Here is a 25,483-nt window from a genome sequence, read left to right as displayed (position 1 = left end):
AGACGCCGGGGAACGATGGGCATGATGCGGCGGTCCCGCGCGGGCAAGGAAATCGGGTCCAAACAGGGACAGATGTCCCACTTTTATGGCTGCGCCGCTCTCAATCGGGCTGCGGCGCTCGCCCTCTGTCGGACAGCGTCATCACGATTGCCTGCGATCGGCTGTGCACGCCAAGCTTGCCGAAGATCATCGACAGCTGGTTGCGCACCGTCTTCACGCTCTTGCTAAGGCGTTGCGCGATGGCGCGGTTGTCCAGCCCCTCTTTAACCAGATCCAGAAGCGCCGCCTCGGCAGGTGTCAGGCCGGCCTCGTGGATTGCGCGCGATTGCTTGGGCCGGTCATGTCCGAGGAAGGCGTCAAGTTCGCTCTGAAATACAGCCCAGGCCGGCTCGGTCGGCAGGAGAACATGGTTCTTGCTTTCAAGCGGTAGGAAGCGCGCTCCAGGGATCGCTGCGGCAAGCTTGCAGCCTTCATTGAATGGCACGCGCATATCCCCGCGGCTGTGCGCGATCAATGTCGGGACGCGGAGTTTCGCCGCAAGGTCCAGGACGTCGATCCCCTGCATCTGCCAGAGCAGGCGGGCGGCCACGTCGGCGCTTGCCGTCACACGCTCGAGATCGCCCCACCAGCGATGCTGTTCTTGTGTCCCGTCGGGAATGAAAAGATTGGTGAAGAACCGGCAGAACGCAGGATTTTCGCGTCCCCAGCCAATGCGAACGAAATTGACAAGCGTTTCGGCTTCCAACCGTTCGGCCTCGGTCTGCGCCCGAACCCTCGCACCCTGACCATAGGCGTTGAGGAGCACCAAATGCGACACCCGCTCAGGGTGCCGTAATGCATATGCGATGCTGAGAGCGCCGCCCTGCGAAAGACCGAGCAGAACGAAGCTTGGCTGCTCGATGGTCGCCGTCACGGCGTCCAGGTCTGCGTGCCACGCCTCGATCGACAGGTCGGCGACATGGCGATCCGATAAGCCGCAGCCGCGTGGATCGTAGCGTACAAACCGGTTGCGGGCCGAAAGGACCTGGAGCCATGGCCGCCAAACCGGACTTTCCAGATCATAATCGACATGGCTCAACCAGTGCGCCGCCCGCACGATCACCTTTCCCTCTCCGCAGGATGCGACAGCGATGCGGGTACCGTCTTCGGACGTGCAGAACCGTATGCTCTGGCTGAGTTTCATCGCCCAAGAATATCGCAGTGGCGCGCCAGTCAACAGACCGATCTCCGCAGACGCAGAATCGATATCGTTTCAGGACAATCATCCGGTGGAAGGAGCGCCAAATCCGCCGCTCCCTCGCCTGATCAGAAGACCGCGTCTGTCACTGCCTTTACCGGGCCGAGCAGCACCGATCCGTCCGGCACGCCGGCGTCGATCGGGATCGCCTGGCGGTTGGCCGTCGCCACCATCGGCTGGCTGGCGTCGCTGGTCACGATGACAGGCGTCTTGGAAGGCACGCGGTCATAGAGGTCGATAATGTCCTGATTCATAAGGCGCACGCAGCCTGAAGAGACCGACTTGCCGATCGACTTCCATTCCGGAGAGCCATGCAGGCGGTAGAGCGTGTCGACGTTGCCCTGGAAAAGATAGAGCGCACGCGCACCGAGCGGGTTCTTCAAGCCGCCGGGCATGCCGCCATTGTCGGCGCTGTACGGCTTCAATTCCGGCTGCCGGGCGATCATTTCATCCGGCGGCGTCCACTTCGGCCACTTCTGCTTCCACTGGACCACGGCGTCGCCGGACCATTCGAAGCCGGCGCGGCCGAGACCGACGCCGTAACGGATCGCCTGGCCGCCCGGGCGCACGAGATAGAGATGGTGTCCGGTCGTGTCGACGATGATGGTGCCGGGCTTCTGCCCCGTCGGATCGGGAACGATCTGGCGCAGGAACTGCGGATCGATTTTGTCGAACGGTATGGCGGGAAGGTCGAAACCGCCATCGCTGACGGCCGCGTACATCGTCGCATAGTCGGGCAGGGGCGGCTCGACATAGGTTGGCGGAGGCGGCTCGACCGGCCCCGGCCCGGTGGTGGCGCATGCGGAAACCGCGATCGAAGCGGCGCCCAAGGCTGCGGCGTTGAGAAAGCCGCGACGGCTCAGGCGAAGAGATTCGATTTCGGTTTTGGACATGGTTGCCTTCTTTAAGTCTCAAATCGCAACAAAGCATGAATTCGCCGACCGTTGCGCGGGTGCCTGACAACACCTGGGGCGATAGGCGGTTCCGATTCTGGCCTGAAGGTGGACAAACAAAGGCGAAGCTGTGACCGCGAGGCCACTGTGGCGCCAGGGCCACAGATCTTAGCTACCCGGCACCAAAGCTTCGAGCGATGGCAGGATCAGGGCCGGTGGGAAGTCCCGGTATTCTTCGGGCTGGTTGGAACGGTTGATCCACACCGTGCGAAAACCGAACTTGGTGGCGCCGGCGATGTCCCAGCGATTGGAGGACTGGAAGGATACCGCGCCGGGATAGAGGCGCCAGCCGGTGGCGATCATGTCGTAGACCGCCGGATCGGTCTTGAAGCGCCGCACCGTATCGACGGAATAGATATCGTCGAGGACTTGGTCGAGCGCGGCGGACTTGACCGCCGCCTGCAGCATTTCGGGCGAGCCATTGGACAGGATCGCCAGCCGCGCTCCGGAGGCCTTGAGCGCCTTGAGTACGGCCGGCACTTCCGGATAGCAATCCAGCCGCCAGTAGGCATCCAGCAATGTCGCCTTGAGGCCGGGGTCGGCCGAGGGAACCTTGCGCAAGGCGAAATCGAGCGCCTGTTCGGTCAACTGCCAGAAATCGACATAGGCGCCCATCAGCGTGCGCACCCAGGAATATTCGAGTTGCTTGGCGCGCCAGATCTCGGACAACAATTGGCCGTCCGCCCCGACCCGGTCGGCATGGCGGCGCACGGCGGCATGCACGTCGAACAGCGTGCCATAGGCGTCGAAGACATAGGCGGTGTATTGCATGATAACAGTTTTGAGGGCAGGCGCGACAAGGTGCAAGCCTTGATTGCATCGCGCTCCGTCTCTGGCCTCAACAAAACTCCTTGATGCCGGTTGACGGCGCCCGCCAAAGCATCTTCCAATAGCTGTCACACGAGATCGATTGAGACGGGATAACACGATGACACTGGCGGCTGCGGCGCAATCCGCGACATGGACTTTCGTCGATGGTGATTGGCACGAGGGCAATGTCGCCATTCTGGGACCGCGCAGCCACGCCATGTGGCTCGGCACCAGCGTGTTCGACGGCGGCCGCTGGTTCGAAGGCGTCGCCCCCGACCTCGAGCTTCATGCCGCCAGGGTGAATTCCTCGGCGATTGCACTCGGTCTCAAGCCGTCGATGACTGCCGACAAGATCGTTGGGCTGACGTGGGATGGGTTGAAGAAGTTCGACGGCAAGACTGCGGTCTACATCAGGCCGATGTACTGGGCCGAGCACGGCGGCTATATGGGCGTGCCGGCCGATCCCGCGTCGACCCGCTTCTGCCTTTGCCTCTACGAATCACCGATGATACCGCCGACCGGCTTTTCGGTGACCGTATCGCCTTTCCGGCGCCCGACCATCGAAACCATGCCGACCAACGCCAAGGCCGGCTGCCTCTACCCCAACAACGGTCGTGCCATTCTCGAAGCCAAGATGCGAGGCTTCGACAACGCAATGGTGCTCGACATGCTGGGCAACGTCGCCGAGACTGGAACCTCGAACATCTTCCTGGTCAAGGACGGTCATGTCTTTACACCGGCGCCGAACGGCACGTTCCTCTCCGGCATCACCCGCTCGCGCACGATAACGCTGCTTGGCGAGTATGGCTTCAAGACCACGGAAAAGACGCTGTCGGTGCGCGATTTCCTCGAAGCGGACGAGATCTTCTCAACCGGAAACCATTCCAAGGTGGTGCCGATCACCCGTATCGAAGACCGCAACCTGCAACCCGGGCCGGTGGCCAAGAAGGCGCGCGAACTCTATTGGGATTGGGCGCATTCGACTTCCGCCGCCTGAGCGGATAAAAAGGCGATCGACGCTTCATCCCGGAGTTGTCCCAACCCGTTCCAGCCCTATCTTAGTCCGGTATCGACACCGGATTTTTCCACGAGGGAGTACCATCCATGGCTTTTGAATTGCCCGCTTTGCCTTACGAATATGAGGCCTTGCAGCCTTACATGTCGAAAGAGACGCTGGAATATCACCACGACAAGCACCACAAGGCGTATGTCGACAACGGCAACAAGCTCGCCGCCGAAGCCGGCATGGGCGATCTGTCGGTCGAAGAGGTGGTCAAGCAGTCGTTCGGCAAGAATGCCGGTCTCTTCAATAATGCCGCCCAGCACTACAATCACATCCATTTCTGGAAGTGGATGAAGAAGGGCGGCGGCGGCAACAAATTGCCGGGCGCCCTGCAGAAGGCGGTCGATAGCGATCTCGGTGGTTACGACAAGTTCAAGGCCGACTTCATTGCCGCCGGCACGACACAGTTCGGCTCCGGCTGGGCCTGGGTCTCGGTCAAGGATGGCAAGCTGGCGATCTCGAAGACGCCGAATGGCGAGAACCCGCTCGTCCATGGCGCGTCGCCGATCCTCGGCGTCGATGTCTGGGAGCACTCCTATTACATCGACTACCGCAACGCTCGGCCGAAATATCTCGAGGCGTTCGTCGACAGCCTGATCAACTGGGATCACGTGCTGGAATTGTACGAAAAGGCGAAGTGACCGATTTTCAGAAAGCCTCGGCATCCCCGGGGCTTTTCTTTTGGCGTCGAGGTCTTCGTTAAGGTTTGAGAAAAATCATCCGGGGGAAGGGAATATTCCCCACGCAGCGTCCGTTAACGCCCTGGCAGCGTCGGTTAACGCCCTGTCCGAATACCTTCCTCATGGAGCCAATTGAATGAGAAAGCTTGTCCTCGCCATCTCTATGCTCGCCTTTGCCGGTTCGGTGGCCTCCGCCGATCCGATCCTCGACCGGCAGGCTCTGATGAAGGAACGTGGAAAGATTGCCGGCGGATTGTCGAAGGTTGTCAAAGGTGAAGAATCCTTCGACGCCGCGGCCGTACTGACGGCGCTGCAGGCGCTGCAAGCCAATGCCGAGAAGTTCAATGCCGAGGCGCTGTTCCCGGCCGGCAGCGATACGGGTGACACCACGGCCTCGCCAAAAATCTGGGAAGACAAGGTCGGCTTCAATGCGGCCGAGGACAAGCTTCTGGCCGACGTCAAGGCCGCGGTCGCGGCGCCGCCAGCCGATGTTGATGCCTTGACGACGCAGCTCAACACCATCGGCGGTGACTGCGCCAGCTGCCATCAGACTTACAGGGTGAAAAAGGGCTGATCGCGGCCGATGCCCTTGCTGAGAAAACTCGTCGGCGCCGTCCTCGTTCTGGGCGGCGTCGGCGCGGTTGCCGGATGGCTGCTGTCGGCGCCGGTAAGGCTGGATGCTGAAACTGTGGCGCAACTCGGCCCTGGCGATGCCGCCAGGGGCAAGCGCATTTTTTATGCCGGCGGCTGCACATCCTGTCATTCGAAGCCGGGCTCGCAGGGTGACGCCCGCCTTCAACTGGTCGGCGGCCTCGAACTGAAGACGCCGTTCGGCACCTTCGTGCCGCCCAATATTTCGCAGGATCCCAAGGACGGCATCGGCGCCTGGTCTGTCGAGAACCTCGCCAATGCCATGCTGAAGGGCGTGTCGCCCTCGAGCGAACACTTCTATCCGGCCTTTCCCTATGCATCCTACGCGCGCATGAATCCGGCCGACATTGCCGACCTCTATGCTTTCCTGAAGACGCTACCGGCCGTCGCCGGCAAGGCGCCAGCGAACTCGCTCAGCTTCCCCTTCAACATCCGCCGCGGCATCGGCCTTTGGAAACTGCTCTATCTCAGCGACCAGCCGGTCGTTCCCTTGCCCGATGGCACGCCTGGCCCGGTGATGGCCGGCCGCTATCTGGTCGAAGGGCCGGGGCACTGCGGCGAATGCCACACGCCGCGCGATTTTGCAGGCGGTACGAAAAAGAACGCGTGGCTGGCCGGCGCCGTGGCCGCCGAGGGCAGCGGCGTCGTGCCGAACATCACATCGGGCGAAGGCGGTATCGGCGATTGGTCGGAAGCCGACATCGCCAACTACCTCGAAACCGGCTTCACGCCTGATTTCGATTCCGTCGGCGGCGCCATGGTCGACGTGCAGCGGAACATGGCCGAACTCGCGCCCGAGGACCGTGCGGCCATCGCCGCCTACCTCAAGGCGGTACCGCCGCATCCAAACGGCTATCCGCCGCGCAAAAAGCCGGCGAGCTAGTTTTCCGGCGACAGGTGGCGGTCGCCGAGGAAATCGAAGCCGGTTTCAAAGAAATGATTGTAGTCGCAGGTCAGTTCCTCGCCAGGCGCGATATCGCGCAAGGCGTATGTTTCCTCAGGTGAGGAGACGTCGCAATTCGGCTCATCCGCATGGTTCATGAAGCGGGCGTCGTCGGCTTCGAAGACGATGTAGTTCGGGTCGCGCCGGTCGGGGTAGGAATAGCGGTCGAGATAGTTCTTCACCGATCCGCTTTCGCTCTCATAAGTTTCCACGTCGATGATCCGATCGAATCTCGGGTCCAACTTCCAGATCAGCGTGCCGCGCGGAATGTGGGCCCTGGCAAACACACCGATGCCCTGGATGGACGATTTGTCGAGATAGACGTCAACGAGCAGCATGGCGGACCCTTGCGAGACAGTACTGGCAGTCGCGGCTTTGAAAAGCCGGGCATTGGGTAGCGCGCGATGGTGGCAATTGCGAGCAGAAAATCGCGGCGCATGACCGCGAAATGAAGCCTCGGAAAAGATTATACGCAAATCAAAAACTCATGACATTGGAAATCCGTCGAGGAACAGCGGCGGTCGGTTCGCGACCCGTTCCGCTGACCGACGGCGAATAGGGATGAAAAGGTCAGCGCTGCTGCAGCGCGAGCCGAATACCCAGAGCGCAGTAGATGCCGCCAACAACCTTGCCTTGCCACTTCAGCACTGTCGGATTTCGGCGCAGGAACGCGCCGAGCCGACCGGCGCTCGCCGCGAAGACGACCGTGCTGAAAAAGCCGAGTAAGACGAAGATAACCCCCAATATGGTCAACTGAAGCATCACCGATCCGTTTTCAGGCCGCACGAACTGAGGCAGAAAAGCGAGGAAGAACAGCGCGGTCTTGGGGTTGAGCACTTCGGTCAGGACAGCCTGTCGAAACGCCTTGCCGGCGGAGATCGCGAGCGCACCGGCAGCCGGGTTGGCTGGTGTTTTCTCGATGATCGCGCGAATGCCGAGATAAACCAGGTAGGCCGCGCCGATGTACTTTATGATACTGAACAGCGCCGCCGACGTGGCGATGATCGCCGAGATGCCAACCATCGCCATGACGGTGTGAAACACGTCGCCGGCAGCGATCCCGGCGCCGGTCGCGATGCCAACCTTGGTTCCGGAGCTCGTTGCCCGCGCTATGGTAAGGAGCGTGGCCGGACCCGGAATAAAGACGAAGCCGAGCACAACCGCGACATAGGCAATCAAGGTAGCGAGATCGATCATCGGACGATTTCTCCAGTAAGCTGCGCCCTGCCCATCACCTTCAGTGCAAACGAATAAGTGTAGGCGATCTCCTCCAGCCGCGAAAACCGGCCGGAGGCACCGGCATGGCCGGAATCCATGTTGATCTTGAACAGCACCGGATTGTCGCCGCTCTTGCGCTCGCGCAGCCGCGCCACCCATTTGGCGGGCTCCCAATAGGTGACGCGCGGATCGGTGAGACCGGCCAGCGCCAGGATCGGCGGATAGTTGAGCGCTGCGACATTGTCGTAGGGCGAATAGGCGGCGATGGTTCGATAGTCGTCGGCTGACGCGATCGGATTGCCCCATTCAGGCCATTCCGGCGGCGTCAGCGGCAGGCTCGCGTCGAGCATGGTGGTGAGCACATCGACGAAAGGAACCTCGGCGACGATGCCGCCGAAACAATCCGGCGCCATGTTGGCGATGGCGCCCATCAGCATGCCGCCGGCCGAACCGCCTTGCGCGACGATCCTGTCATGCGCCGTGTAGCGCTCGGTCACCAGATGGCGCGCGACGGCGATGAAATCGGTGAAGGTGTTCATCTTGTGCGCCCGCTTGCCGTCGTCGTACCAGCCATAGCCCTTGTCCTTGCCGCCGCGGACGTGAGCGATGGCAAAGACGAAGCCGCGGTCGACCAGCGAGAACCAGTTGGTGTTGAAGGCGGCCGGCACGGTGATGCCGTAGGAGCCGTAGCCATAAAGCAGGCACGGTGCGGATCCATCCAGCGGCGTGTCGCGGTGGTGCAAGAGCGAGATCGGCACCAGTTCGCCATCGCTGGCCGGCGCCATCAGCCGCCTGGTGACATAGTGCTCCGCGTCATGGCCGGACGGCACCTCCTGGGTTTTCAGCAGCACCCGCTCGCGGGTGCGCATATTGTAGTCGAACACCTGGGCCGGCGTCGTCATCGACGAGTAGGAAAAGCGCATGATCTCGGTATCGTACTCATAGGAACCCGACAGGCCGAGCGAGAAAGCCTCCTCGTCTAGGGACAGATGATGCTCCTCGCCGCTGCTGCGGTCGCGCACGACAATGCGCGGCAAGCCTTCCTTGCGTTCGAGCCGGACCATGTGGTCCCTGAAGCCGATCACCGACAGGATCAGTCGCCCGGGTTCATGCGGCACCAGTTCCTGCCAGTTGGCACGGACCGGATCGCTCGCCGGTGCCGTCATGATCTTGAAATCCTTGGCGCCATCGGCATTGGTCAGGATGAAGAAGATGTCGCCCCCTTCTTCAAGGTCATACTGAAGGCCAATCTCACGCGGCGAGACCAGTTTCGGTTCGGCAAACGGATCGCTGGCGCTCAAGAGGCGGTATTCCGAAGTTTCGTGATCGTTGATGCCGATCATGATCCATTCGTTGTTGCGGGTGCCGTCGACATTCATGAAGAAGCCGGGATCGGTTTCCTCATAAATCAGCCGATCGCTTTGCGGGCTGTCGCCCAGCGCATGGAACAGGACCTTGGACGGCCGGTGGTTGGGGTCGAGTCGCGTATAGAAGAAGCCGTCATTGCCGGCGCTCCAGACACCTGAACCGCCGGTGTCGGGTATCTGGTCGGCAAGCTCCTTGCCATCGGCAAGGTCGCGCACGCGAAGCGTGTAGAATTCGGAGCCCTTGTCGTCGAATGCCCACAGCAGCTTGGTGTGGTCGGCCGAATGGTCGACACCGCCAAGACGGAAATAGGCCTTGCCTGCGGCCTCCGCGTCGCCGTCGAGCAGGATATGCTCGGCGCCGCCGTCGCGCGGCATGCGGAAATAGCGCGGCTGCTCGCCGCCAAGCTTGAAGGACGAACCATAGGCATAGGGCCCATCCTTCATCGGCACGGAAGAATCGTCTTCCTTGATACGGCCCTTCATCTCCTTGAAAAGCTGCTTCTGCATCTCGACCGTATCGGCCATCAGCTTTGACTGGTAGGCATTCTCCGCCTCGAGCTCAGCTCGGATCCCCGCATCTAGCAATGACGGGTCCCGGAACATCTCCTGCCAGTTGTCGGCGCGCAGCCAGGCATAGTCGTCGGTTCGCGTGATGCCGTGATGTGTGTCGGAAACCGGCCGCTTCTCGGGCGTTGGCGGGCTGACGATCGGAAATACGGATGTCTTGGTCATTGCGTCTCGCTTTGGAAGTATCTTGAATGGCAAATGAACACACCGATCAGGGCGGGTTCAAGAGCCGCAGTCTATGGGTTGTGTCGGCTCCAGGAGATGAGCCGGGAGGAAAGATGATGACTGTTCGGTCTCGGACTGCTGCGGCTTTCGCCGTTGCTTCGCTAACTCTGGCCTTTGCCGGCCAGTCTCATGCGACCGTATTCGCGGCTTGGCAAGTGGCCAATGTGCCGTTCGGCGACACGCTCAATGTGCGCAAATACCCTTCGGGCACGTCCCAGAAGCAGGCGGCATACCCGAATGGGACCGTTCTGCAGATGACCGGACGATGCACCGGCGGGATAAACCTGCTCGACATCGCCAACCAGCCGGCGTGGAAGCAGGAACAGAAGGTTCGCTATCGTTGGTGCGAAATCTGGCATGACCCGGCCCAGAACGGCAACTTCGTCACCGGGTGGGCCTACGGCAAATACATAACCCCGCATTGATTGACGCGGCGCGGTTAACCGATCCGGCCGGATGACAGAGATGTCCCTGATTGCTTGCTCGACGGCGGCAACCTGTGGTTTTGTGGACAGATATGAACAACCAAGTTTGCGCGTGCAATAGCCAAGCAAAATCAAGCATTGAAACCCGCTTTGTGAGTTGCCGCGAATGTAACGACGAGCTGACGTCGCGTCAGCCGTTGCTGGTTGGCGGGCGAAATATCGATAAATTGCACAATGCACGAAAGATTGAAGCTGATCCGGGAATAATTGACCAACATCGTTCAATATAGCGCAAGGGTCGAATTGACTTACTTGGCGCGCAGGCTCATTGATGTGCCCGCGAGACGAATCGCAGAAGCTCTACCTGCACAAAGTTCGTGCAATGCCCTGCCTGTAAAAAAGGGCGCGGATCGAGTAACTCTTGTTGGGGCCTGAAGACCATGGATATTGTCGAAACACCTTCCAGAAACAGCGATGCGCTGATCGAATTGACCGCCGATGTGGTGGCCGCCTATGTCAGCAACAATCCCGTGCCGGTCGGCGAATTGCCGAACCTGATATCCGATGTCCATGCCGCACTCGGGCGTGTGGGCGGAACCGCCGAACAGCCGCCTGCCGACAAGCAAAAGCCGGCGGTCAACCCGAAGCGCTCGGTTCATGACGACTACATCGTCTGCCTCGAAGACGGCAAGAAGTTCAAGTCGCTGAAGCGCCATCTGATGACCCATTATGACCTGACGCCGGATCAGTATCGCGAAAAGTGGAACCTCGACCCGACCTATCCGATGGTTGCACCCAACTATGCGGCTGCCCGGTCCCAGCTCGCCAAGAAGATGGGTCTCGGCCGCAAGCGCAAGGCGCGGTAATCGCAGCCAGCCAGACCGAATCGATAAACGGCGCCTTCGGGCGCCGTTTGATTTTGCGGGGCGGCAACGCGCTGATCGAGTAGAGCAATTCCAGGAAGAGTGTGAAACGCGCTCAGGCGGTCTGCTTGAGCGCCACCTCGGCATCGCGCTTGATACGCTTGACCATCGAGCGAAGGCCGTTGGCGCGCTGCGGCGACAGATGCTCGTCGAGGCCGAGCTCTTTCAATGTCGCTTCCGCATCGGTCTTCTGGATTTCGCTGGCGGTCCTGCCGGAAAACAGCGCCAGCATGATCGCGACCAGCCCACGCACGATATGAGCGTCCGAATCGCCGGTGAAGGTGATGACCGGGTCGGCCCCAGCTCCGCGTTCGGTGGTCAGCCAGACCTGGCTGACACAACCCGGCACCTTGTTGGTGGCGCTGCGCTGCTCGTCAGGAAACGGCGGCAAGGCCTCGCCGAGTTCGATGACGTAACGATAGCGGTCTTCCCATTCCTCAAGGAACGAGAAGTCGTCGCGGATCGTCTGGATCGTCGTGGTCATAATGCCGGATATAGTCACGCGGCGGCTCCGCGTCACGGAAAAAACAAGGACACCGCGGGTGTCGAGAGGGCAGACAGCCCGCGGTGCGCCGTCGAAACGGCTTAATTCTGCGTCGGCAGGGTGACTGTCTCGGGCAAGACGATTTCTTCCGGCACGCTGCCAGTCATCGTCGATGTATCGGGGCCGGCAGTGGACTTGTCGTCCAGCATTGCTGCCGCGATCTTGGCGGTCTCCTTGGCGCGCGCGGTGATGGTGTGCATCGCGGACTTGCCGGTTTCACAGACATCGGGCTTGCGTTCGCAAATGCCGGCGATGTCGCCAACTGCCTCGCGTGCCGCAAACAAGGCCTGGATCGGCCCGACGCTTTCATGCCCCGCTTCATCGGAACCGACACTCAATGGCAACGCCAGCAGCACCAGCGAAAACCAGAAAGCCATTCTCATCAAAAAGAACATGCCCTTGCCCTCTCGTCGTGACCGGATCATGCGTCCATATGGCATGACCTCTTTTGTGGCAGGATGTTGGCACACAGGCGCAAAGGACGGCTTGCAGGCAAAGCGACAATTTTCCTCAAATTTTAGGCAAATTCGAAACGAGCCGTTGTGCAAACGATTTGTCTCAAATCCGAATGAGTTTCCTTAACATGGGATAACCATCTATCTCCATGTTTTTCCTGTATTTTTCTTGAAATCTCGGAGTCAAGGTGCCGCATGCACCCACCCGATGGGCACCGTCGCCGAATAACCCTCCGTTTACTATGGCTGCATTTGCCCGGGCTTTCGGCTGCCGGCATCCCGATATTTGCCGCAGGCCGGGGCTTTGGTCGGCCCTGCCTTATCCATTCCTTAAACGCTGGATGCGAGTTTCAAAGCCAACCAGAAAGATCTGCAGGGCAGAGCTGTCCACGACGATTACGGGTGCGTTGAGTTGAGTTCAATCAAGGCCAGATACGTTGAATTGCCTGGCGCGATTGCCGCCGGTTGCGAACGTATGGTCCATCCGTCCATCCTTGGGCAGGGCGACCGCGAGCGCCAGCGCCGCTTCATCGGCGTCATGCTCGCTGCTCCTTTCTTTGCCGCGGGTGCCGCGGTCACGCTGGTCACTTCGGGCATGGGCGCCGCCGTCACCATGGCCGCCATCTTCGCGGCCTTTGGCCTGTGCTGGTTCGTCGCCCTGCTGGTGGCGGCGACCGGCAAGATGGCGATGGCGAGTCGGATCGCCCTGGCAGTGGCGGGCATTTCTCTCGGCAGTCTCATTGCCGCCGCGGGCGGGCTGAGTTCGCCTGTCGCCATGCTTGTCGTGGCGCTGCCATTCGAAGCCTGGTGGATCGGCGCCTCACGGCGCGCGGCACTGTGGGGAGCCCTGTCGGCCGCTGTCGCCATCCTGGCTCAGCCTCTGGCTGGAACCGTGTTCCCGTTCGCAGGAGCGCAGATCGCGGCGTGGCACTGGCTGGTGCCGTTGGCCTGGGCGCTCACGCTGATCCCGCGCGCATCGGCGTTTCGAAACACGGCCGATGCGGCTGATGTGGTCGACACTGCCGACCGGCTTGAAGACATCATCGATGCGGTGATCTTGCGCGTCGCCCGTCATGGCGAGGTTCTGGACGCTTCGCCAAAGGCGCGCACGCTTCTGAAATTGCCGCCCGAATTGCTGTCCGGAAGCGGCCTTTTCGATCGCGTCCATCTGTCGGATCGCGTTTCCTATCTCAGCGCCCTGGCTGACATGCGCGACGGCGCGTTGTCGCGCCGGCTCGAATTGCGCATCAGGCTGCCCCAGAACGGCCATGGCCAGAATGACAGTCGCATGACGGCCGACAATTATCGGCCGTTCTCGCTCGATCTGGTGCGAGCCGAGGAACAGGGCGACGTCTTCACGCTTGTCCTGCGCGAGAATGACGAGATTGCCCGGCTGCGCGAGGATCTGGCGGCGGCCAATGAAGCGGCCGCGTCCGCCGAGGTGGCGAAGGGGCGCTTCCTTGCGGTGGTCAGCCACGAATTGCGCACGCCGCTGAATGCCATTATCGGCTTCTCGGACATGCTGCTGCATGAAATGTTCGGCGCCTTCAAGGATCCGCGCCAGAAGGAATATGTCGGCCTTGTGAGGGATTCGGGCCAGCATCTGCTTGCAGTCGTGACCTCGATACTCGACGTGTCCAGGATTGAATCGGGCGTCTATGCGACCGAACCGGAGCCGTTTCGGTTCGCGGAAGCGGTCGACATGTGCCAGTCGATGATGCAACTGCAGGCGCAGGCCAAGAACATCCATCTGCAGGCGCAGATCGCGCCGGACGCCGGCGACATCAATGCCGATCAGCGTGCCGTGCAGCAGATGCTCATCAACCTCGTCTCCAATGCGATCAAATTCACCCCCGATGGCGGCGATGTCGTCGTCGGCGCCAAGCGGATCGGCTCGCGCTTGCATTTCTGGGTCAGGGACACCGGCATCGGCATCGCCGAGGAGGATTTTGCCAATCTCGGCAAGCCCTTCATGCAGATCCAGAACGACTATACCCGCCGTTTCGAGGGGACCGGTCTCGGCCTGTCGTTGGTCAAGGGCCTGGTGGCGCTGCACGAAGGCACGATGTCCATTGAAAGCATGCCGGGCGAGGGCACCACGGTGACCATCAGCCTGCCGGTGAACGGACCGAAGGGGCATCAGGCGGAGAAGGCCGGCGTGCTGACGATGCCTGTGGCCATGGCGAAAGGGGACAGAAATGGCTCGCTCCGCAAAACAGCCTAAGGCGGTCAAGCGCCGCAGCAATGCCTTTCAGGACGGCGCCGTCGCCGTCGGTGGCATGATCTCGCGCAATCCTGTCCTGGTGGGTGGCTCGACCGCATTCCTGGTGACGTTGTTCTACGTTTCCGCCAATGCCTTGTGGTATCAGCCGTTCCCTCATGCCGGCGCGTTTTTCGCGACCCGCAGCATCGAGGGCTTTCCGCGCGCGGCGTCCGACGAACCGGAGACGACATTCAACATCGTGCGGCCATCCGGCGCGCCGGCGCCGATCAAAGGTGACCCGGTGGTCGAGCAGGTGCAAGGCATACTGAAGGATCTCGATTTCTATTCCGGAACGGTCGACGGCATTTCCGGGCCCAACACGCGCAAGGCCATCCAGGCCTATCAGCAGAAGGTCGGGCTCAACGCATCCGGCGAGATCGATGCGCTTCTGTTGGATCAATTGGGCGCGACGCCGAAAACCGCTTCCGTCGTACCCAGGCCGCAGCCGCGCCCGGATATGCCGGCCGCCGTTCCGGTGTCTTTGCAGACAAATTCAGGGCAGGCGAATACCGCCGATCCGAATGCCGCGACGCAAGCGCCCGATGCCCGCATCGTCAAGATCCAGGCCGGGCTCAAGGCGTTCGGCAATGACGACATGCAACTGGATGGCGTCGTCGGCGCGCGCACCAAGGCGGCGATCAAGGAATTCCAGTCGCTGTTCGGGCTGCCGCAGACGGGCGAGCCCGATGAGATCGTCTACGTCAAGATGCGCGAGATCGGCCTGACCAACTGACGGCCGAAACGACGGCTCGCCGAGCGGCGCAAATATCGATACAGAACCCGCTTGCCTTGTTTTCATGCATGTCGTTGTCCCAAAACCGGGGCCACTTTTGGGCGACATGCATTAGCGGAGTTCTCTCATGCGCGTCACATCGGATCTGTGGGTCTCGGCCCTGTTGCGCCGGGTTTTCGGCGCCGGCGGATTTGCCGCCGTGGTCAAGCGTGGCGCGACCGAAGCCGGCGCTGTCTTCGTCCTGGCGCGGGGCAGGCTGGGCGAGGTTGCCCTGTTCGGGCCGGCACCGCAGACAAGCTACGATTCGGCCAAGCCCGACGACCGGTTTTTCAGTCTGCTCGGAGCCGGCGACGATGCCGCAGTGCTCGATGCCAGGCTGGAACGGGAAAAGAAGTTCGATCCCGACATCTGGGTGGTCGAGATCGAGGCCGGCACCGTGCCTGTCGAGGAACTTATTTCCGTGAAGACGCCCTGAGGCCGGAGGTCTCAGCCGCATCGTCGCTGTTCGATGCCATGCGGGTATCGCTGTTTGCCGGTGCGGCGTCGCGAACCACCCTCGAGAGGGTTTCGGCTTTCCAGTGCCGCACCTTGTCCTGGGCCGCCTCGCGATGCAGCTGGCGGTAGCGGTCGAGGAAGGTGCGGATAGCTTGAGGATGTGGGAATTGGCTGGGGTAGACGGCAACGGCGATCAGGAAGGCCTTGTCTTCGCTGAGGTCCAGCGAGCGCAATGCCGCAAGCAGCGATGCGCAGTTATGGTTGGCGGTGAGCGATCGCGCGATCGAGAAATCGATATCGAGCGCATCGGCGAGCGCGGTCTGGAAGAACGCGGCGTTTCCCGTCAGCGCTGTCTCGCGCAATTTCACATAGGTGTCGGCGCCTGTGAATAGATCGGCGTTCGTCGCTGCCGTCTCGTCGCCCGTGCGCATCATCGAGCGCAGCCTGCGCCGTGCATTCTCGGCTGCGATGCCGAGCGCCTGTTCTCGGGCGGGCTCGTCGGAGGCCGTTTCCGTGCTCACCGACACCATCTCGTCTGCTGCGATGGCTTTCGCCTCCGGCTCCCGCACGCGCACCAGAGTTGGCCTTTCCAGCGCCCGGATCAGATCGGCGATGGTCGGGTTCAGGCCCTTGCGGCGCCCAATGGCGCGGGCATGCGGCAGGCCATGTCGCCCGATAAGCGCGATGAGATCGATGTCGTTGACGGCGCGTGAGCGGATGAGCAACGGCGCGGCAATGTCGACCGGTTCCTCGCAGAGACGGCGCACCAGTGCCGCAGGGGCATATTCGCATTCGGAAAGGGCGGCCGCCACGTAACGGCGGGATTCGACGGACACATTGTCGAACAGCGGCAGCGTCAGGTCTTCGAGTTGGCCGATCTCACGGCGTGAAGGGCGGGTGAGCGAGCAGAACGCCGACACTGCGGCGCGGAACAGCCTTTCGGCCTTTCCCGAGTCTTTTCGTACCGCGATTTGCCTGAAGTCCGAAGATGACACGAAGGATACGCCCGTACTCGACACAAGCTTGGGCACGCTCGACCGGGACTGTGTCGGTTTCGCGAGCGCCAAGAACAAAGATCAAGTTAGCGACGATCCGTTAGCGCTCCGTTAACCCTCTGCCGGCCTTAATGATATTTGGAGGCGTTGCGTTGTGCTCCGGGGAAACCGAGAGGAATGCGCGAACCATGGGCATGGTACTGTCTTTCGTGCCGCGTACGGCACCAAACAATCGAGCAAAGCAAGCCGCCGAAATTCCGGCGGCGGTGATCATCTTTCCCGGCATCCGCTACGAGCGGTCTCATGCCGGCGAAGTGCGGCCGGTCGATCCTGACAAGCCGGGGTCGCCAGGGACGAAGCCGGTCCCGCATCACTAGAAGTCCTGCAGCTCGCAGGAACTCTGCTCGAAGAAGCGTGATACGATCGGCTTCCAGCTGTCATCGGGCACGAAGGCGCGGATGACGAAGATGCCTTCCTCGATCGGTGCTTCGACAAAGATCGCTCCCTGAAGGTCCTCGGGAAGGTCCTTGCGCACGTCGATCATCTGCGCCGGCGTCAGCACGACGGCATCCAGCACGCCGCCGGTCGCGGTGTGGTCGTTGAAGGAATAGATGTTGTGGCCGCTGCGGTCATAGACCGACACTGACCAGAACGGGACATGTCCTGGCGCCTTGATGCGGACCATGCCTTCGCCCAGGTCGAACCGGCACGCTGTCGCGTAAAACAGCGGGTCGACGGATTTCACCACGGGCGCGCCACCGGCCTCGGCATCGAGCCGCGTCATCCTGTAGAGATCCGACGCCATGGACAGCCGCGACCAGGCATCGCGTTCGGAAAATTCAGGCACCAGAAGCAGCACGGCGATGTGCACGATGCCGGCGCCGAGCAGGCCGAGCAGGACGGCATGCAGAAGCCTGCGCATCGCCGCATAGAAACTACGCATCGCAGCCGACCTTTACGATCCGCGGCAGCGAGACGTCGGACAGGCCGGTGCTGCTGGCGATCGGCGTGTCGTAGAAGGTCAGCACGAAATACATCCTGCCGAAGCCGTCCGTCAGCAGCCAGTTGCCCGGCATCGGGTGATGGCCGGCGGAAATGACGACCGAGTTATCGGGTTGTCGTACAACACCATAGGATTGCAGTGCCGCCAGCCGGGGTTTGCCGGTTTCGACCACGCCGAGCGACTGGTCGGCGGCATAGAGCGTCCAGAACCGCGCCGTCGGAAATCCACCCTCGATGGTGTAGGTGCATTCGCGCTTGAGCTCGGCGCCGCCCGTGTCGCGCTCGGCGACAAAGGACAGGCCTTCGGCGCGGCCGAGCGCAAGCACGCCCTCGCGTGCCACGCGGGCCTTGGAATAGGGATCGGCGGACGGCGTGCCGATATCGGGAAAGGCTGTCCATTGGCCGATCCGGATCGCGCCGACACCACCCTGGAATTTCAGCGCATACCAGACGCTGCCGCCACCGCCGACGATGGCTATGGCAAGCGAAAGCAGCGTCAGGAAAGCATTTTTGAGCATGAAGGGCCGGGGACACCGAAGAGTTGCCGCTCGGGGATATCGCGGCGCAGGGCCTTGTGGCAAGCGGGCCGATGGATTTGCCCGCCCAGACCAGTCGGAAAGACTCACCCAATCAGAAAATCACAGCGCCGACAGCGTCTCCGGCGGTTGAGGCGTACTGAGGGCGGGCGCCGACTGGAACAGCCTTGTCATGTCCCGCAGCGTCTGCGTGGTCCGGCTGGACAGCACCGGCGGCCGTTCGGCGGCTGCATCGGCCGCCGCCTGCGCGTCGCTCTTCTTCTGCGCTTCCTCTGCCTTGGCCGCGATCTCCTCGTCGACGAAGGGCTTGTCGATACCCGGAATCGGCTTGAGGTCGATGTTCTGGTGCGCGTAGACCATCAGTCGCTGCCACACCATCGCCGGTAGCGAGCCGCCCGTCATGTTCTTGGTCGGCGTGAAGTCGTCGTTGCCCATCCACACCGCCGCCGTGTAGTTCCCGGTGAAGCCGACAAACCAGGCGTCGCGGTAGGATTGCGTCGTGCCGGTCTTGCCGGCGACGACGATGTTGGGAAGTTGAGCCCGCCGCGCCGTGCCCATCACCGGCACCGCGGCCAGCATGGTGTTCATCGATTTGAGCGCCTGCTCCGACAGCACACGGTGTGGCGGCGGCGCGTCCTTGGCGAAATCATAAACCACCTCGCCGGTGCGGGTCACCAGTTGGGTGATGCCGTGCCGGGAGCCGACGAAGCCGTTGTCGGCGAACACGCTGTAGCCCGTCGCTTGGTCCATCACCGTCATGCCCGAGGTGCCGAGCACCATGGTCTTGTGCGCTTCGAGCGGCGATTCCACGCCCATCGCCTCGGCCATGGCCTTGATCGGCGGAATACCGAGATAGTCCTTGGCCAGCCGCACCGGCACGGTGTTGATCGATTTGGCCATTGCCATGATCAGCGTGACGTTGCCCGCCGATCCACCGCTGTAATTGTGCGGCGACCAGCTGCCCCAGCTGATCGGGCCGCCGGAAATGATGGAGTTGGGGGTGAAGCCGTGTTCCATCGCCGTTGCGTAGACATAGGGTTTGAATGACGAGCCGGTCTGGCGCAGCGCCTTGGTGGCACGGTTGAACTGGCTGGCGCCATAGTCGCGGCCACCGACGATGGCGCGCACGGCGCCGTTGGTCTCGATGACGACGACCGCGCCTTCGGTGACATTATATTCCTTGCCGAACTGGCGCAGGTGGAACTCCACCGATTCTTCCGCTGCCTTCTGGATGTTGGCGTCGAAGGTGGTGTGGGCAACAAGCGAGTGCTGGCCCGGCTTGGCGATCTTCTTGACCTCGTCGAACGCCCAGTCGAGGTAATAGTCCGGGCTTTTCTGTTCGCCGCGATCGACGACATCGGCCGGATGCAACCTTGCCTGCAGGACTTGGCCCTCGGTCATGAAACCGGCGTCGACAAGATTGGACAGCACCACATTGGCACGCGCACGCGCCGCCGGCAGGTTGATGTGGGGAGCATATTTGGTCGGCGCCTTGAACAGCCCGGCCAGCATCGCCGCCTCGGCGAGGTTCAGGTCCTTGACGCTCTTGCCGAAATAGAAGTCGGCGGCCGCCTCGATGCCGAACGTACCGCCGCCCATATAGGCGCGATCGAGATAGAGCTGCAGGATTTCCTTCTTCGACAGATTGGCCTCGAGCCACAGCGACAGGAAGGCTTCCTTGATCTTGCGCTCCAGCGTGCGCTCATTGGTGAGGAACAGGTTCTTGGCCAGCTGCTGGGTGATGCTCGAGCCACCCTGGACGACGGAGTTTGCCCGCACATTCTCGAAGATGGCGCGCGAAAGGCCCAGTACATCGATGCCGTAGTGATCGAAGAAGCGGCGATCCTCGGTGGCGAGCACCGCCTTGATGACGTGATCGGGCATCTCGTCGACCGGCACGGAATCGCGCTGGATGATGCCGCGCTGGCCGATCTCGTTACCATAGCGGTCAAGGAAGGTGACGGCGAAGTCGCCCTGGGCGCGCCAGTCCCCGGTTGTATCCTGGAAAGCCGGGATGGCCAGCGCCAGCATCACCACGATGCCGCCGGCGCCGAGCGTAAAGCCTTCGCTCAACAGTTCGATGATGCCACGGCGCCAGCCGTTGACGCGGAAGCGCCGCGAGAAGATCGTCGCGCCTTCCCAGAACTGGCGCGCCTTGAAACCGATCTCGTAGAGCGAGGAATCGATCCACGCGTCGAGCGCCAGCAGCCTTGTGGCGATCGGACCTCTTCTCTTGCGCGGTTCAGGACTGGCCATTCGGAAATCCGGCGATTGTGGCGCGATCTGAAAACCGCAAGCCGGCAATTTCAGGGCGGACACCGTCCCGACTATTCATCCATTTTGCGGACACTCACAAGGGCAGGGAGGACACAGCTGCACGGTTTGTTGGTGCAAAGGGCAGGGGGCAGGCATGAATGGCGACCGGCGCCACCTCGAAACCGCGCTCGTTAAGCTGGCCGGCTCGAGGTCGGCGCGATCAGCCTGTCAGAGACAATGTTCTTAAATGGTCATCGCGGCGAGGCTGCCGCTATGGTCGCATGCAGCAGAACCCGTGCGCCGGTGACTGCGTAGGCAGGTTCCACATATTCCGCCTCGTTGTGGCTAAGCCCGTCGCGGCACGGCACGAAGATCATCGCGGCAGGCGCCACTCGGGCGAGGAACAGCGCGTCATGGAATGCGCCCGATATCATCTGCTTGTGCGGGAGCCGCAGGGAACTGACAGCCGCCTCGACGATTTTGACCATATCGGGAGAGAATGCCGCCCCGGGCATGTCGAACGATCGTTTGATCGTTGCCGCGCAATGCTGGGCCTCTGCCTCCGCCGCGCAGACCTGGCGCAACTCGGCATCGATGGCATCGAGCCGCTCTACCCGTGGATGCCTGATGTCGACGGTGAAGGCCACGGATTGCGGTATGGCGTTGATCGATCCTGGCTTGGCGGCGATCCGGCCCACAGTCAGCCGCGCGCTGCTGTCGGGCGGCATGATCGTCGTCTGCAGCCTGTGCATTGCAGCAACGGCGGCGACCATCGGATCCCTGCGGTAGGCAAGGCCGGTGGTACCGGCGTGACCGGCAGTGCCCTCAATGGAGACTTCCAGCCAGCGCGTGCCCTGCACGGCGGTGACGACACCGATCGGCAACCGCTCCTTTTCCAGCGACGGTCCCTGTTCGATATGCAGCTCGATATAGCCTGATATCGGCTTGCCGATCGGACGAAGGGCTGCCTCCGGCAAGGCGGCGATCGTCGCCTCGATCTCCGTTGCGAGGGACGCGCCGTCGGCGCCGACAATTGATTTCCATGCGGCGGGATCCGCACCGGTGAAGGCCATGGAACCCATCACGCCCGGCGCGAAGCGGCTGCCTTCTTCATTGGCCCAGGCGACGACCTCGATCGGCATTCCGGTTTCAGTCTTCGCGTCCTCCAGCGCTTCTAGCACCTCGAAAGCGGCAAGCGTGCCGAGCGCGCCGTCGAAGCGCCCGCCGGTCGGCTGGCTGTCGAGGTGGCTGCCGATCAGCAGCGGCGGCAGCGTGGCATCCGTGCCCTCGCGGCGGACGAAGAGGTTCGCGATGCCGTCCTGAAACACCGCGAAGCCGCGCTCCATCGCCAGCTTCGCCAGCAGGCGCCGGGCGTTGCGATCCTCGACGCTGAACGCCTGCCGGTTGACGCCGCCTGCCGGTGTCGCGCCGATCCGGGCGAAAGCATCGAGCCGTCCGAGCAGTCGCTCGCCATCGATTTCGGGCACCAAAGTCACCGCTTGAGGTCGCGGATGAAGGCCTTCACCCGCTGCGGGTCGACCTGGTTCCACCAGACGCCGTCATATTTCAGCGAGCTGGCGACAATGACGCCGTCGACGATGTCGAGGATGTCGTTGGCATTGTCGGGCGTCACCCCGCTGCCGACAAGCGTCGGCAGTCCAGCGGCCTCCTTGATCATCCTGATATAGTCGAGGTCGGCGGCGTGGCCGGTGCGCTGGCCGGTCGCGATCACCGCATCGGCATCGAAGAAGACCAGGTCCTTGACTTGTTCCTCGACCGGCCGGTCCCCAACGATCGCATGGGCGCCATGTTTGACATGGGCATCGGCAAAGATCCGGATGCCGTTGGCCCGAAGCCTGGCACGGAAGCGCATGGCGCGTGCTGCCTCTCCCTCGATAAGGCCCTCATTGGCGACATAGGCGTTGGCCCATTGATTGACGCGGACGAAGGAAGCACCGGAGGCGCTGGCGATCGACAGTGCCGGGATGGAGGCATTGGCAAGCACGTTGATGCCGATCGGCCGGCCGAGTTCTCGGCGGATGCGGTCGGAGACGACGGACATATAGGCGGAGGTTTCAGGCCCGATATCATCTGGCTTGGCGAACGGCACGTCGCCATGGTTCTCGACGATCACGCCGTCGCAGCCGCCGTTGAGATAGGCTTTGGCGTCGTCAATGCCACGCTGATAGATGGCCTCGACCGCCTCGCCATCGTAGCGCGGCGCGCCCGGCAGCGGTGCCAGATGAACGACGCCGATCACCACCTTGCTTTTGCCGAAGATCGACTGCAGCGCGTCATTGGCGACCTGTTTGGAGCCGATGGATTTGGGGGATTTTGTCATGCGGTTTCCGCTTCCGTCGTTTCCATGAGTATTTTCATCTCCCGCCTGTCGGGGCAGGAGCCGAGCGTGCCGGCGCGGCCGACGGAAATAGCCGCGGCGCGCACCGCGATACGCGCTGCCATGGCGAGGTCGATACCGGCCGCAAGGCAGCCGGCGAGGCATCCGCAAAAGACATCGCCCGCGCCGCTGGTGTCTACCACAGTCACCTTGGGCGCCGCGATCCGGTCGATCCGTCCTTCGCCATCGGCCACCAGGCAGCCCTGCGCGCCAAGCGTCACGATGGCGGCTCCGGCGCCTTGCCGGATCAACTCGCGGGCTGCCGCGGCAGGTTCGGCGGCTCCGGTGAGAAGCGCCGCCTCGCCTGCATTGGCGATAGCGAGGCTGACGTCGCTCAAAATCGGTGCGTAGCCAGCCGTGAGCGGGCTCGGATTGAAGATCGTAACGGCTCCCGCGTCGCGCGTCGCGCTGAGGCAGGCCGTCGTTGTCTCGGGAGAAAGATTACCCTGCATCACCACGATGTCACCGTGCTCGATCGACGGCGCGAAACCACTGTCCGCCAGCGGATTGAAGGCGGCGGCGCAACTGGCACCGGTGACGATGAGGTTTTCGCCTCGCGCATCGACCATGATCGTTGACCGGTCGCTCTGCAGCGGCAGCATCGTCAGATGACTGGCATCGAGATCGCGGCTCAGATGTTCCCTTATCCAGGTTCCGGCGGCATCGTTGCCGATCGCGGTGTGGAGGCGGACATCGGCTCCGGTGCGGGCGGCGGCCACCGCCTGGTTCGCACCCTTGCCGCCAAGCCCGTCGGCATGTTCCGATGCGTTCAGCGTCTCGCCCGCTGCCGGAAACCGGTCCAGCCGAAACGTCGTATCGACGCAGACATTGCCGACGACATGGACGCGCATCGCTAATCCCTGGCCGTTGCCCAGCCCAGCATCTGTTCGAACAGTGTCTTGTAGCCATTCCAGGCGATGAAGCCTGGCGGCAGCCAATGCGGGCCGACATCTGAGGTCCAGGCGACGGTGCGGCCCTGGCCATATTTGCCGGTCACCAGCAGCGGCAGCGAACGGTAATCGGAAGACACGGTGGCGAGAACTTCCGCACCGTCCTTGACCACGACCTCGTTGAAGCCGAGCAGGATCGGCCAATCCTTGCCGAGGCCCTTGAGGATCGGATGGCTCTGCGGGCCGACAACGACCGGCGCATAGCCTTCCGGAACCTCGACGCGGTCGTCCACCGGCAGGCAGGAGACGGGCAGAACCTCCTCGACCGGTGTCTTGTGATAGCGCGCGCCGCCATTGATGCCCTGGAAGCTGTAGTAGCCGCCGAACATCAGCAGGCCGCCGCCGTTGCCGACATAGTCGCGCAGCAAGCGCAGCCGGTTCGGCGTTGGTTTGGAATGAATCCAGGTGTCGGGGTGAAGCAGCAGCGTGTTGGCGCCGAGATCGGAAAGCACGACAGCGTCATAGGCTGAAAGCGCTTCCATGGTCTGCGGGAAATTCCGCTGTGCCTCGTGCGCCGGCATGAAGGTGACGTCGAACTGACTGTCCTTCAGCGCGGCCAGCAGTTCGTCGGCTCCGGTGTGATAGGTCACGGTCGGAAACTGGTCGAAGCCCTTGATGTGGGTCGCGGTCGAGACCCAGGACTCGCCTGCGAGAAGAACCTTCTTCCTGGACATGTATACTCCCTTACTGCTTGGAGCCGCGACTCAAAGGCCCTCGGCGAACACGGTCGTTGGATTGTCGACGAGCATGCGGTCGATCGCCGACTGCTCGACCCCATGGCGTCTCAGCCGCGGCACGAAATGCTTGAGGATGAAGCCGTAGCCGAAGCCGCCGAAGCGCGTCAGCATGATCTTCAGAAAGACGTCCTGCGAAAGCAGGATCCGGTCGACCAGCCCCATCTCGATCAGCGAGCGGATCGCCTGGGCATTCTGCTCGTCGGACGGCGATTGCGCATCCTGGTCGGCGTAATAGAAATCCATGCCGATCATATCGTATTCCAGGAAGGCGCCGCGCGCGGCAAGGCTTCTCTGGTAGGCAAGATCGTTGTGGCTCGGGTTCATGTGGCAAAGCACCGTGTGCCTGAGATCGGCGCCTTCCGCCTCGACCACGTCGAGCACGTCATGCGCCAGCCGTTCCCAGCCGGGCAGATGGATGGTCAGCGGCACGCCGGTGATTTTCGCGGCGCGGGCCGAAGCCCGCAGCGACTTGCGCTCCTCGTCGGTGAAATCCTTGCTGACGCCGACCTCGCCGATGATGCCGGCCATGATTTCGGGCTGCGTCGCCCCGCCGCCGACATCATTGACCAGGAATTCAGTGACGTCGTCGACGTCCATAGCCTTCAACCAGTCGGGATGGGTGTGCTGCAGGTAGAAGCCTGTGCCCATGACGATCCGCAGTCCGGAGGCGCGGGCAATGCGCGCCAGCTTCTCCGGATCGCGGCCGATGCCGATATTGGTCGCATCGACCACGGTATGGCCGCCGAGCTCCCGGTACTTCGCCAGTTCCGAAAGCGCCAGGTCGCTGTCGTCGAGCGAGACGTTGTCGCGGTTCATGTAGGGGTTCATCCGCAGTTCGCCGATGATCTCCATGCTGACCGGCTGTTCGGCGATCTTCTTCTCATCGGGATGACAGGGGCATTTCCACGATGTCGCGCCATCGAGCAGGATATGCTCGTGCATCAGCGTCACGCCCATGTCGGCGATCGCGACCGGGCCGGCAACGGTCATCACGGTGCCGGAGCGAACACCTATCGGCATCCTTTGCCTTGGCGTGTTGTCGAACAGATGATCCATG

The 25,483-nt window shown here is 62.3% G+C and carries 27 protein-coding genes; 10 read left to right on the top strand and 17 right to left on the bottom strand.

Features of this window, described 5'->3' with window-relative positions; genetic code table 11:
* Window positions 1-100: 100 nt before the first annotated feature.
* The 3 genes from ASD99_RS27035 to ASD99_RS27025 form a co-directional block, all read right to left on the bottom strand.
* On the bottom strand, window positions 101-1,183 hold the full coding sequence (locus ASD99_RS27035) for an alpha/beta fold hydrolase (RefSeq protein ID WP_056580716.1): 1,083 nt from the start codon (window positions 1,181-1,183) through the stop codon (window positions 101-103).
* Window positions 1,184-1,305: 122 nt separating this feature from the next.
* Window positions 1,306-2,130 (bottom strand): L,D-transpeptidase, encoded by an 825-nt coding sequence (locus ASD99_RS27030; protein ID WP_056580714.1) that lies wholly within the window; start codon window positions 2,128-2,130, stop codon window positions 1,306-1,308.
* Window positions 2,131-2,298: 168 nt separating this feature from the next.
* Window positions 2,299-2,961, bottom strand: coding sequence for a haloacid dehalogenase type II (locus ASD99_RS27025; protein ID WP_056580710.1), 663 nt, complete (start codon window positions 2,959-2,961; stop codon window positions 2,299-2,301).
* A 157-nt stretch (window positions 2,962-3,118) separates the two neighbouring features.
* Between ASD99_RS27025 and ASD99_RS27020 the strand changes: the two genes are divergently transcribed.
* The 4 genes from ASD99_RS27020 to ASD99_RS27005 all read left to right on the top strand — a co-directional run bounded on the left by ASD99_RS27020 (window position 3,119) and on the right by ASD99_RS27005 (window position 6,277).
* The gene (locus ASD99_RS27020; protein ID WP_056580708.1) at window positions 3,119-3,997 is read left to right on the top strand and encodes a branched-chain amino acid aminotransferase; all 879 of its coding nucleotides are present in this window, start codon (window positions 3,119-3,121) and stop codon (window positions 3,995-3,997) included.
* 107 nt (window positions 3,998-4,104) lie between these two features.
* Window positions 4,105-4,704 (top strand): superoxide dismutase, encoded by a 600-nt coding sequence (locus tag ASD99_RS27015; protein WP_057145442.1) that lies wholly within the window; start codon window positions 4,105-4,107, stop codon window positions 4,702-4,704.
* Between the two features lie 175 nt (window positions 4,705-4,879).
* The gene (locus ASD99_RS27010) at window positions 4,880-5,317 is read left to right on the top strand and encodes a c-type cytochrome (protein WP_056580704.1); all 438 of its coding nucleotides are present in this window, start codon (window positions 4,880-4,882) and stop codon (window positions 5,315-5,317) included.
* A 9-nt stretch (window positions 5,318-5,326) separates the two neighbouring features.
* A complete protein-coding gene (locus ASD99_RS27005; RefSeq protein ID WP_057145441.1) occupies window positions 5,327-6,277 on the top strand; it encodes a cytochrome c in 951 nt (316 codons plus the stop codon).
* Here the strand turns inward: ASD99_RS27005 and ASD99_RS27000 are convergent.
* The 3 genes from ASD99_RS27000 to ASD99_RS26990 all read right to left on the bottom strand — a co-directional run bounded on the left by ASD99_RS27000 (window position 6,274) and on the right by ASD99_RS26990 (window position 9,654).
* Window positions 6,274-6,675, bottom strand: a complete 402-nt coding sequence (locus ASD99_RS27000) for an SET domain-containing protein (protein ID WP_056580698.1) — start codon at window positions 6,673-6,675, stop codon at window positions 6,274-6,276. The two genes, ASD99_RS27005 and ASD99_RS27000, sit on opposite strands and share 4 nt — an antisense overlap.
* A 232-nt stretch (window positions 6,676-6,907) precedes the next feature.
* A complete protein-coding gene (locus ASD99_RS26995) occupies window positions 6,908-7,534 on the bottom strand; it encodes a LysE family translocator (protein WP_056580695.1) in 627 nt (208 codons plus the stop codon).
* A complete protein-coding gene (locus tag ASD99_RS26990) occupies window positions 7,531-9,654 on the bottom strand; it encodes a S9 family peptidase (protein ID WP_057145440.1) in 2,124 nt (707 codons plus the stop codon). The genes ASD99_RS26995 and ASD99_RS26990 overlap by 4 nt, the downstream gene beginning before the upstream one ends.
* A 116-nt stretch (window positions 9,655-9,770) precedes the next feature.
* Between ASD99_RS26990 and ASD99_RS26985 the strand changes: the two genes are divergently transcribed.
* Window positions 9,771-10,139 (top strand): hypothetical protein, encoded by a 369-nt coding sequence (locus ASD99_RS26985; protein ID WP_056581896.1) that lies wholly within the window; start codon window positions 9,771-9,773, stop codon window positions 10,137-10,139.
* 440 nt (window positions 10,140-10,579) lie between these two features.
* Entirely contained in the window at window positions 10,580-11,005 is a 426-nt protein-coding gene (locus tag ASD99_RS26980) for a MucR family transcriptional regulator (RefSeq protein ID WP_013532660.1), read from the top strand.
* Between the two features lie 112 nt (window positions 11,006-11,117).
* Here ASD99_RS26980 and ASD99_RS26975 read toward each other — a convergent pair whose 3' ends face one another.
* Both ASD99_RS26975 and ASD99_RS26970 read right to left on the bottom strand, forming a co-directional pair.
* On the bottom strand, window positions 11,118-11,546 hold the full coding sequence (locus ASD99_RS26975) for a SufE family protein (RefSeq protein WP_056580686.1): 429 nt from the start codon (window positions 11,544-11,546) through the stop codon (window positions 11,118-11,120).
* A 101-nt stretch (window positions 11,547-11,647) separates the two neighbouring features.
* Window positions 11,648-12,001, bottom strand: a complete 354-nt coding sequence (locus tag ASD99_RS26970) for a DUF5330 domain-containing protein (protein WP_057145541.1) — start codon at window positions 11,999-12,001, stop codon at window positions 11,648-11,650.
* A gap of 535 nt (window positions 12,002-12,536) precedes the next feature.
* Here ASD99_RS26970 and ASD99_RS26965 point away from each other — a divergent pair.
* The 3 genes from ASD99_RS26965 to ASD99_RS26955 all read left to right on the top strand — a co-directional run bounded on the left by ASD99_RS26965 (window position 12,537) and on the right by ASD99_RS26955 (window position 15,532).
* Window positions 12,537-14,285 (top strand): PAS domain-containing sensor histidine kinase, encoded by a 1,749-nt coding sequence (locus tag ASD99_RS26965; RefSeq protein WP_057145439.1) that lies wholly within the window; start codon window positions 12,537-12,539, stop codon window positions 14,283-14,285.
* Entirely contained in the window at window positions 14,260-15,057 is a 798-nt protein-coding gene (locus ASD99_RS26960) for a peptidoglycan-binding protein (protein WP_057145438.1), read from the top strand. Before ASD99_RS26965 ends, ASD99_RS26960 begins: the two co-directional genes overlap by 26 nt.
* A gap of 127 nt (window positions 15,058-15,184) precedes the next feature.
* Window positions 15,185-15,532 carry a DUF1491 family protein gene (locus ASD99_RS26955; RefSeq protein ID WP_056580674.1) on the top strand — a complete coding sequence of 116 codons (348 nt, stop codon included), beginning with the start codon at window positions 15,185-15,187 and terminating at the stop codon, window positions 15,530-15,532.
* Here the strand turns inward: ASD99_RS26955 and ASD99_RS26950 are convergent.
* Window positions 15,510-16,547, bottom strand: coding sequence for a hypothetical protein (locus ASD99_RS26950; RefSeq protein WP_057145437.1), 1,038 nt, complete (start codon window positions 16,545-16,547; stop codon window positions 15,510-15,512). The genes ASD99_RS26955 and ASD99_RS26950 overlap by 23 nt on opposite strands.
* A 188-nt stretch (window positions 16,548-16,735) precedes the next feature.
* Between ASD99_RS26950 and ASD99_RS26945 the strand changes: the two genes are divergently transcribed.
* Window positions 16,736-16,924 (top strand): hypothetical protein, encoded by a 189-nt coding sequence (locus ASD99_RS26945; RefSeq protein WP_082525175.1) that lies wholly within the window; start codon window positions 16,736-16,738, stop codon window positions 16,922-16,924.
* Here ASD99_RS26945 and ASD99_RS26940 read toward each other — a convergent pair.
* The 8 genes from ASD99_RS26940 to ASD99_RS26905 all read right to left on the bottom strand — a co-directional run bounded on the left by ASD99_RS26940 (window position 16,921) and on the right by ASD99_RS26905 (window position 25,482).
* Window positions 16,921-17,490 carry a DUF1254 domain-containing protein gene (locus tag ASD99_RS26940; RefSeq protein ID WP_056580667.1) on the bottom strand — a complete coding sequence of 190 codons (570 nt, stop codon included), beginning with the start codon at window positions 17,488-17,490 and terminating at the stop codon, window positions 16,921-16,923. The genes ASD99_RS26945 and ASD99_RS26940 overlap by 4 nt on opposite strands.
* Window positions 17,483-18,067 carry a DUF1214 domain-containing protein gene (locus tag ASD99_RS26935; protein ID WP_056580664.1) on the bottom strand — a complete coding sequence of 195 codons (585 nt, stop codon included), beginning with the start codon at window positions 18,065-18,067 and terminating at the stop codon, window positions 17,483-17,485. The genes ASD99_RS26940 and ASD99_RS26935 overlap by 8 nt, the downstream gene beginning before the upstream one ends.
* A gap of 120 nt (window positions 18,068-18,187) precedes the next feature.
* Window positions 18,188-20,341 (bottom strand): transglycosylase domain-containing protein, encoded by a 2,154-nt coding sequence (locus ASD99_RS26930; RefSeq protein WP_057145436.1) that lies wholly within the window; start codon window positions 20,339-20,341, stop codon window positions 18,188-18,190.
* Between the two features lie 251 nt (window positions 20,342-20,592).
* Entirely contained in the window at window positions 20,593-21,837 is a 1,245-nt protein-coding gene (locus ASD99_RS26925; RefSeq protein WP_082525174.1) for a Zn-dependent hydrolase, read from the bottom strand.
* A complete protein-coding gene (locus tag ASD99_RS26920; protein WP_057145435.1) occupies window positions 21,834-22,682 on the bottom strand; it encodes a BtpA/SgcQ family protein in 849 nt (282 codons plus the stop codon). The genes ASD99_RS26925 and ASD99_RS26920 overlap by 4 nt, the downstream gene beginning before the upstream one ends.
* On the bottom strand, window positions 22,679-23,590 hold the full coding sequence (locus tag ASD99_RS26915) for a ribokinase (RefSeq protein WP_057145434.1): 912 nt from the start codon (window positions 23,588-23,590) through the stop codon (window positions 22,679-22,681). The genes ASD99_RS26920 and ASD99_RS26915 overlap by 4 nt, the downstream gene beginning before the upstream one ends.
* Window positions 23,591-23,592: 2 nt before the next feature.
* Window positions 23,593-24,363, bottom strand: coding sequence for a glutamine amidotransferase (locus tag ASD99_RS26910; RefSeq protein ID WP_056580650.1), 771 nt, complete (start codon window positions 24,361-24,363; stop codon window positions 23,593-23,595).
* A gap of 30 nt (window positions 24,364-24,393) precedes the next feature.
* A complete protein-coding gene (locus ASD99_RS26905) occupies window positions 24,394-25,482 on the bottom strand; it encodes a phosphotriesterase (RefSeq protein WP_056580647.1) in 1,089 nt (362 codons plus the stop codon).
* Window position 25,483 lies beyond the last annotated feature (1 nt).

Origin of the sequence: Mesorhizobium sp. Root695 (assembly GCF_001428185.1) — a bacterium.
Lineage (GTDB): Bacteria > Pseudomonadota > Alphaproteobacteria > Rhizobiales > Rhizobiaceae > Mesorhizobium.
The sequence above is the reverse complement of the archived record's forward strand: the minus strand, read 5'-3'. Positions and strand labels throughout refer to the sequence as shown.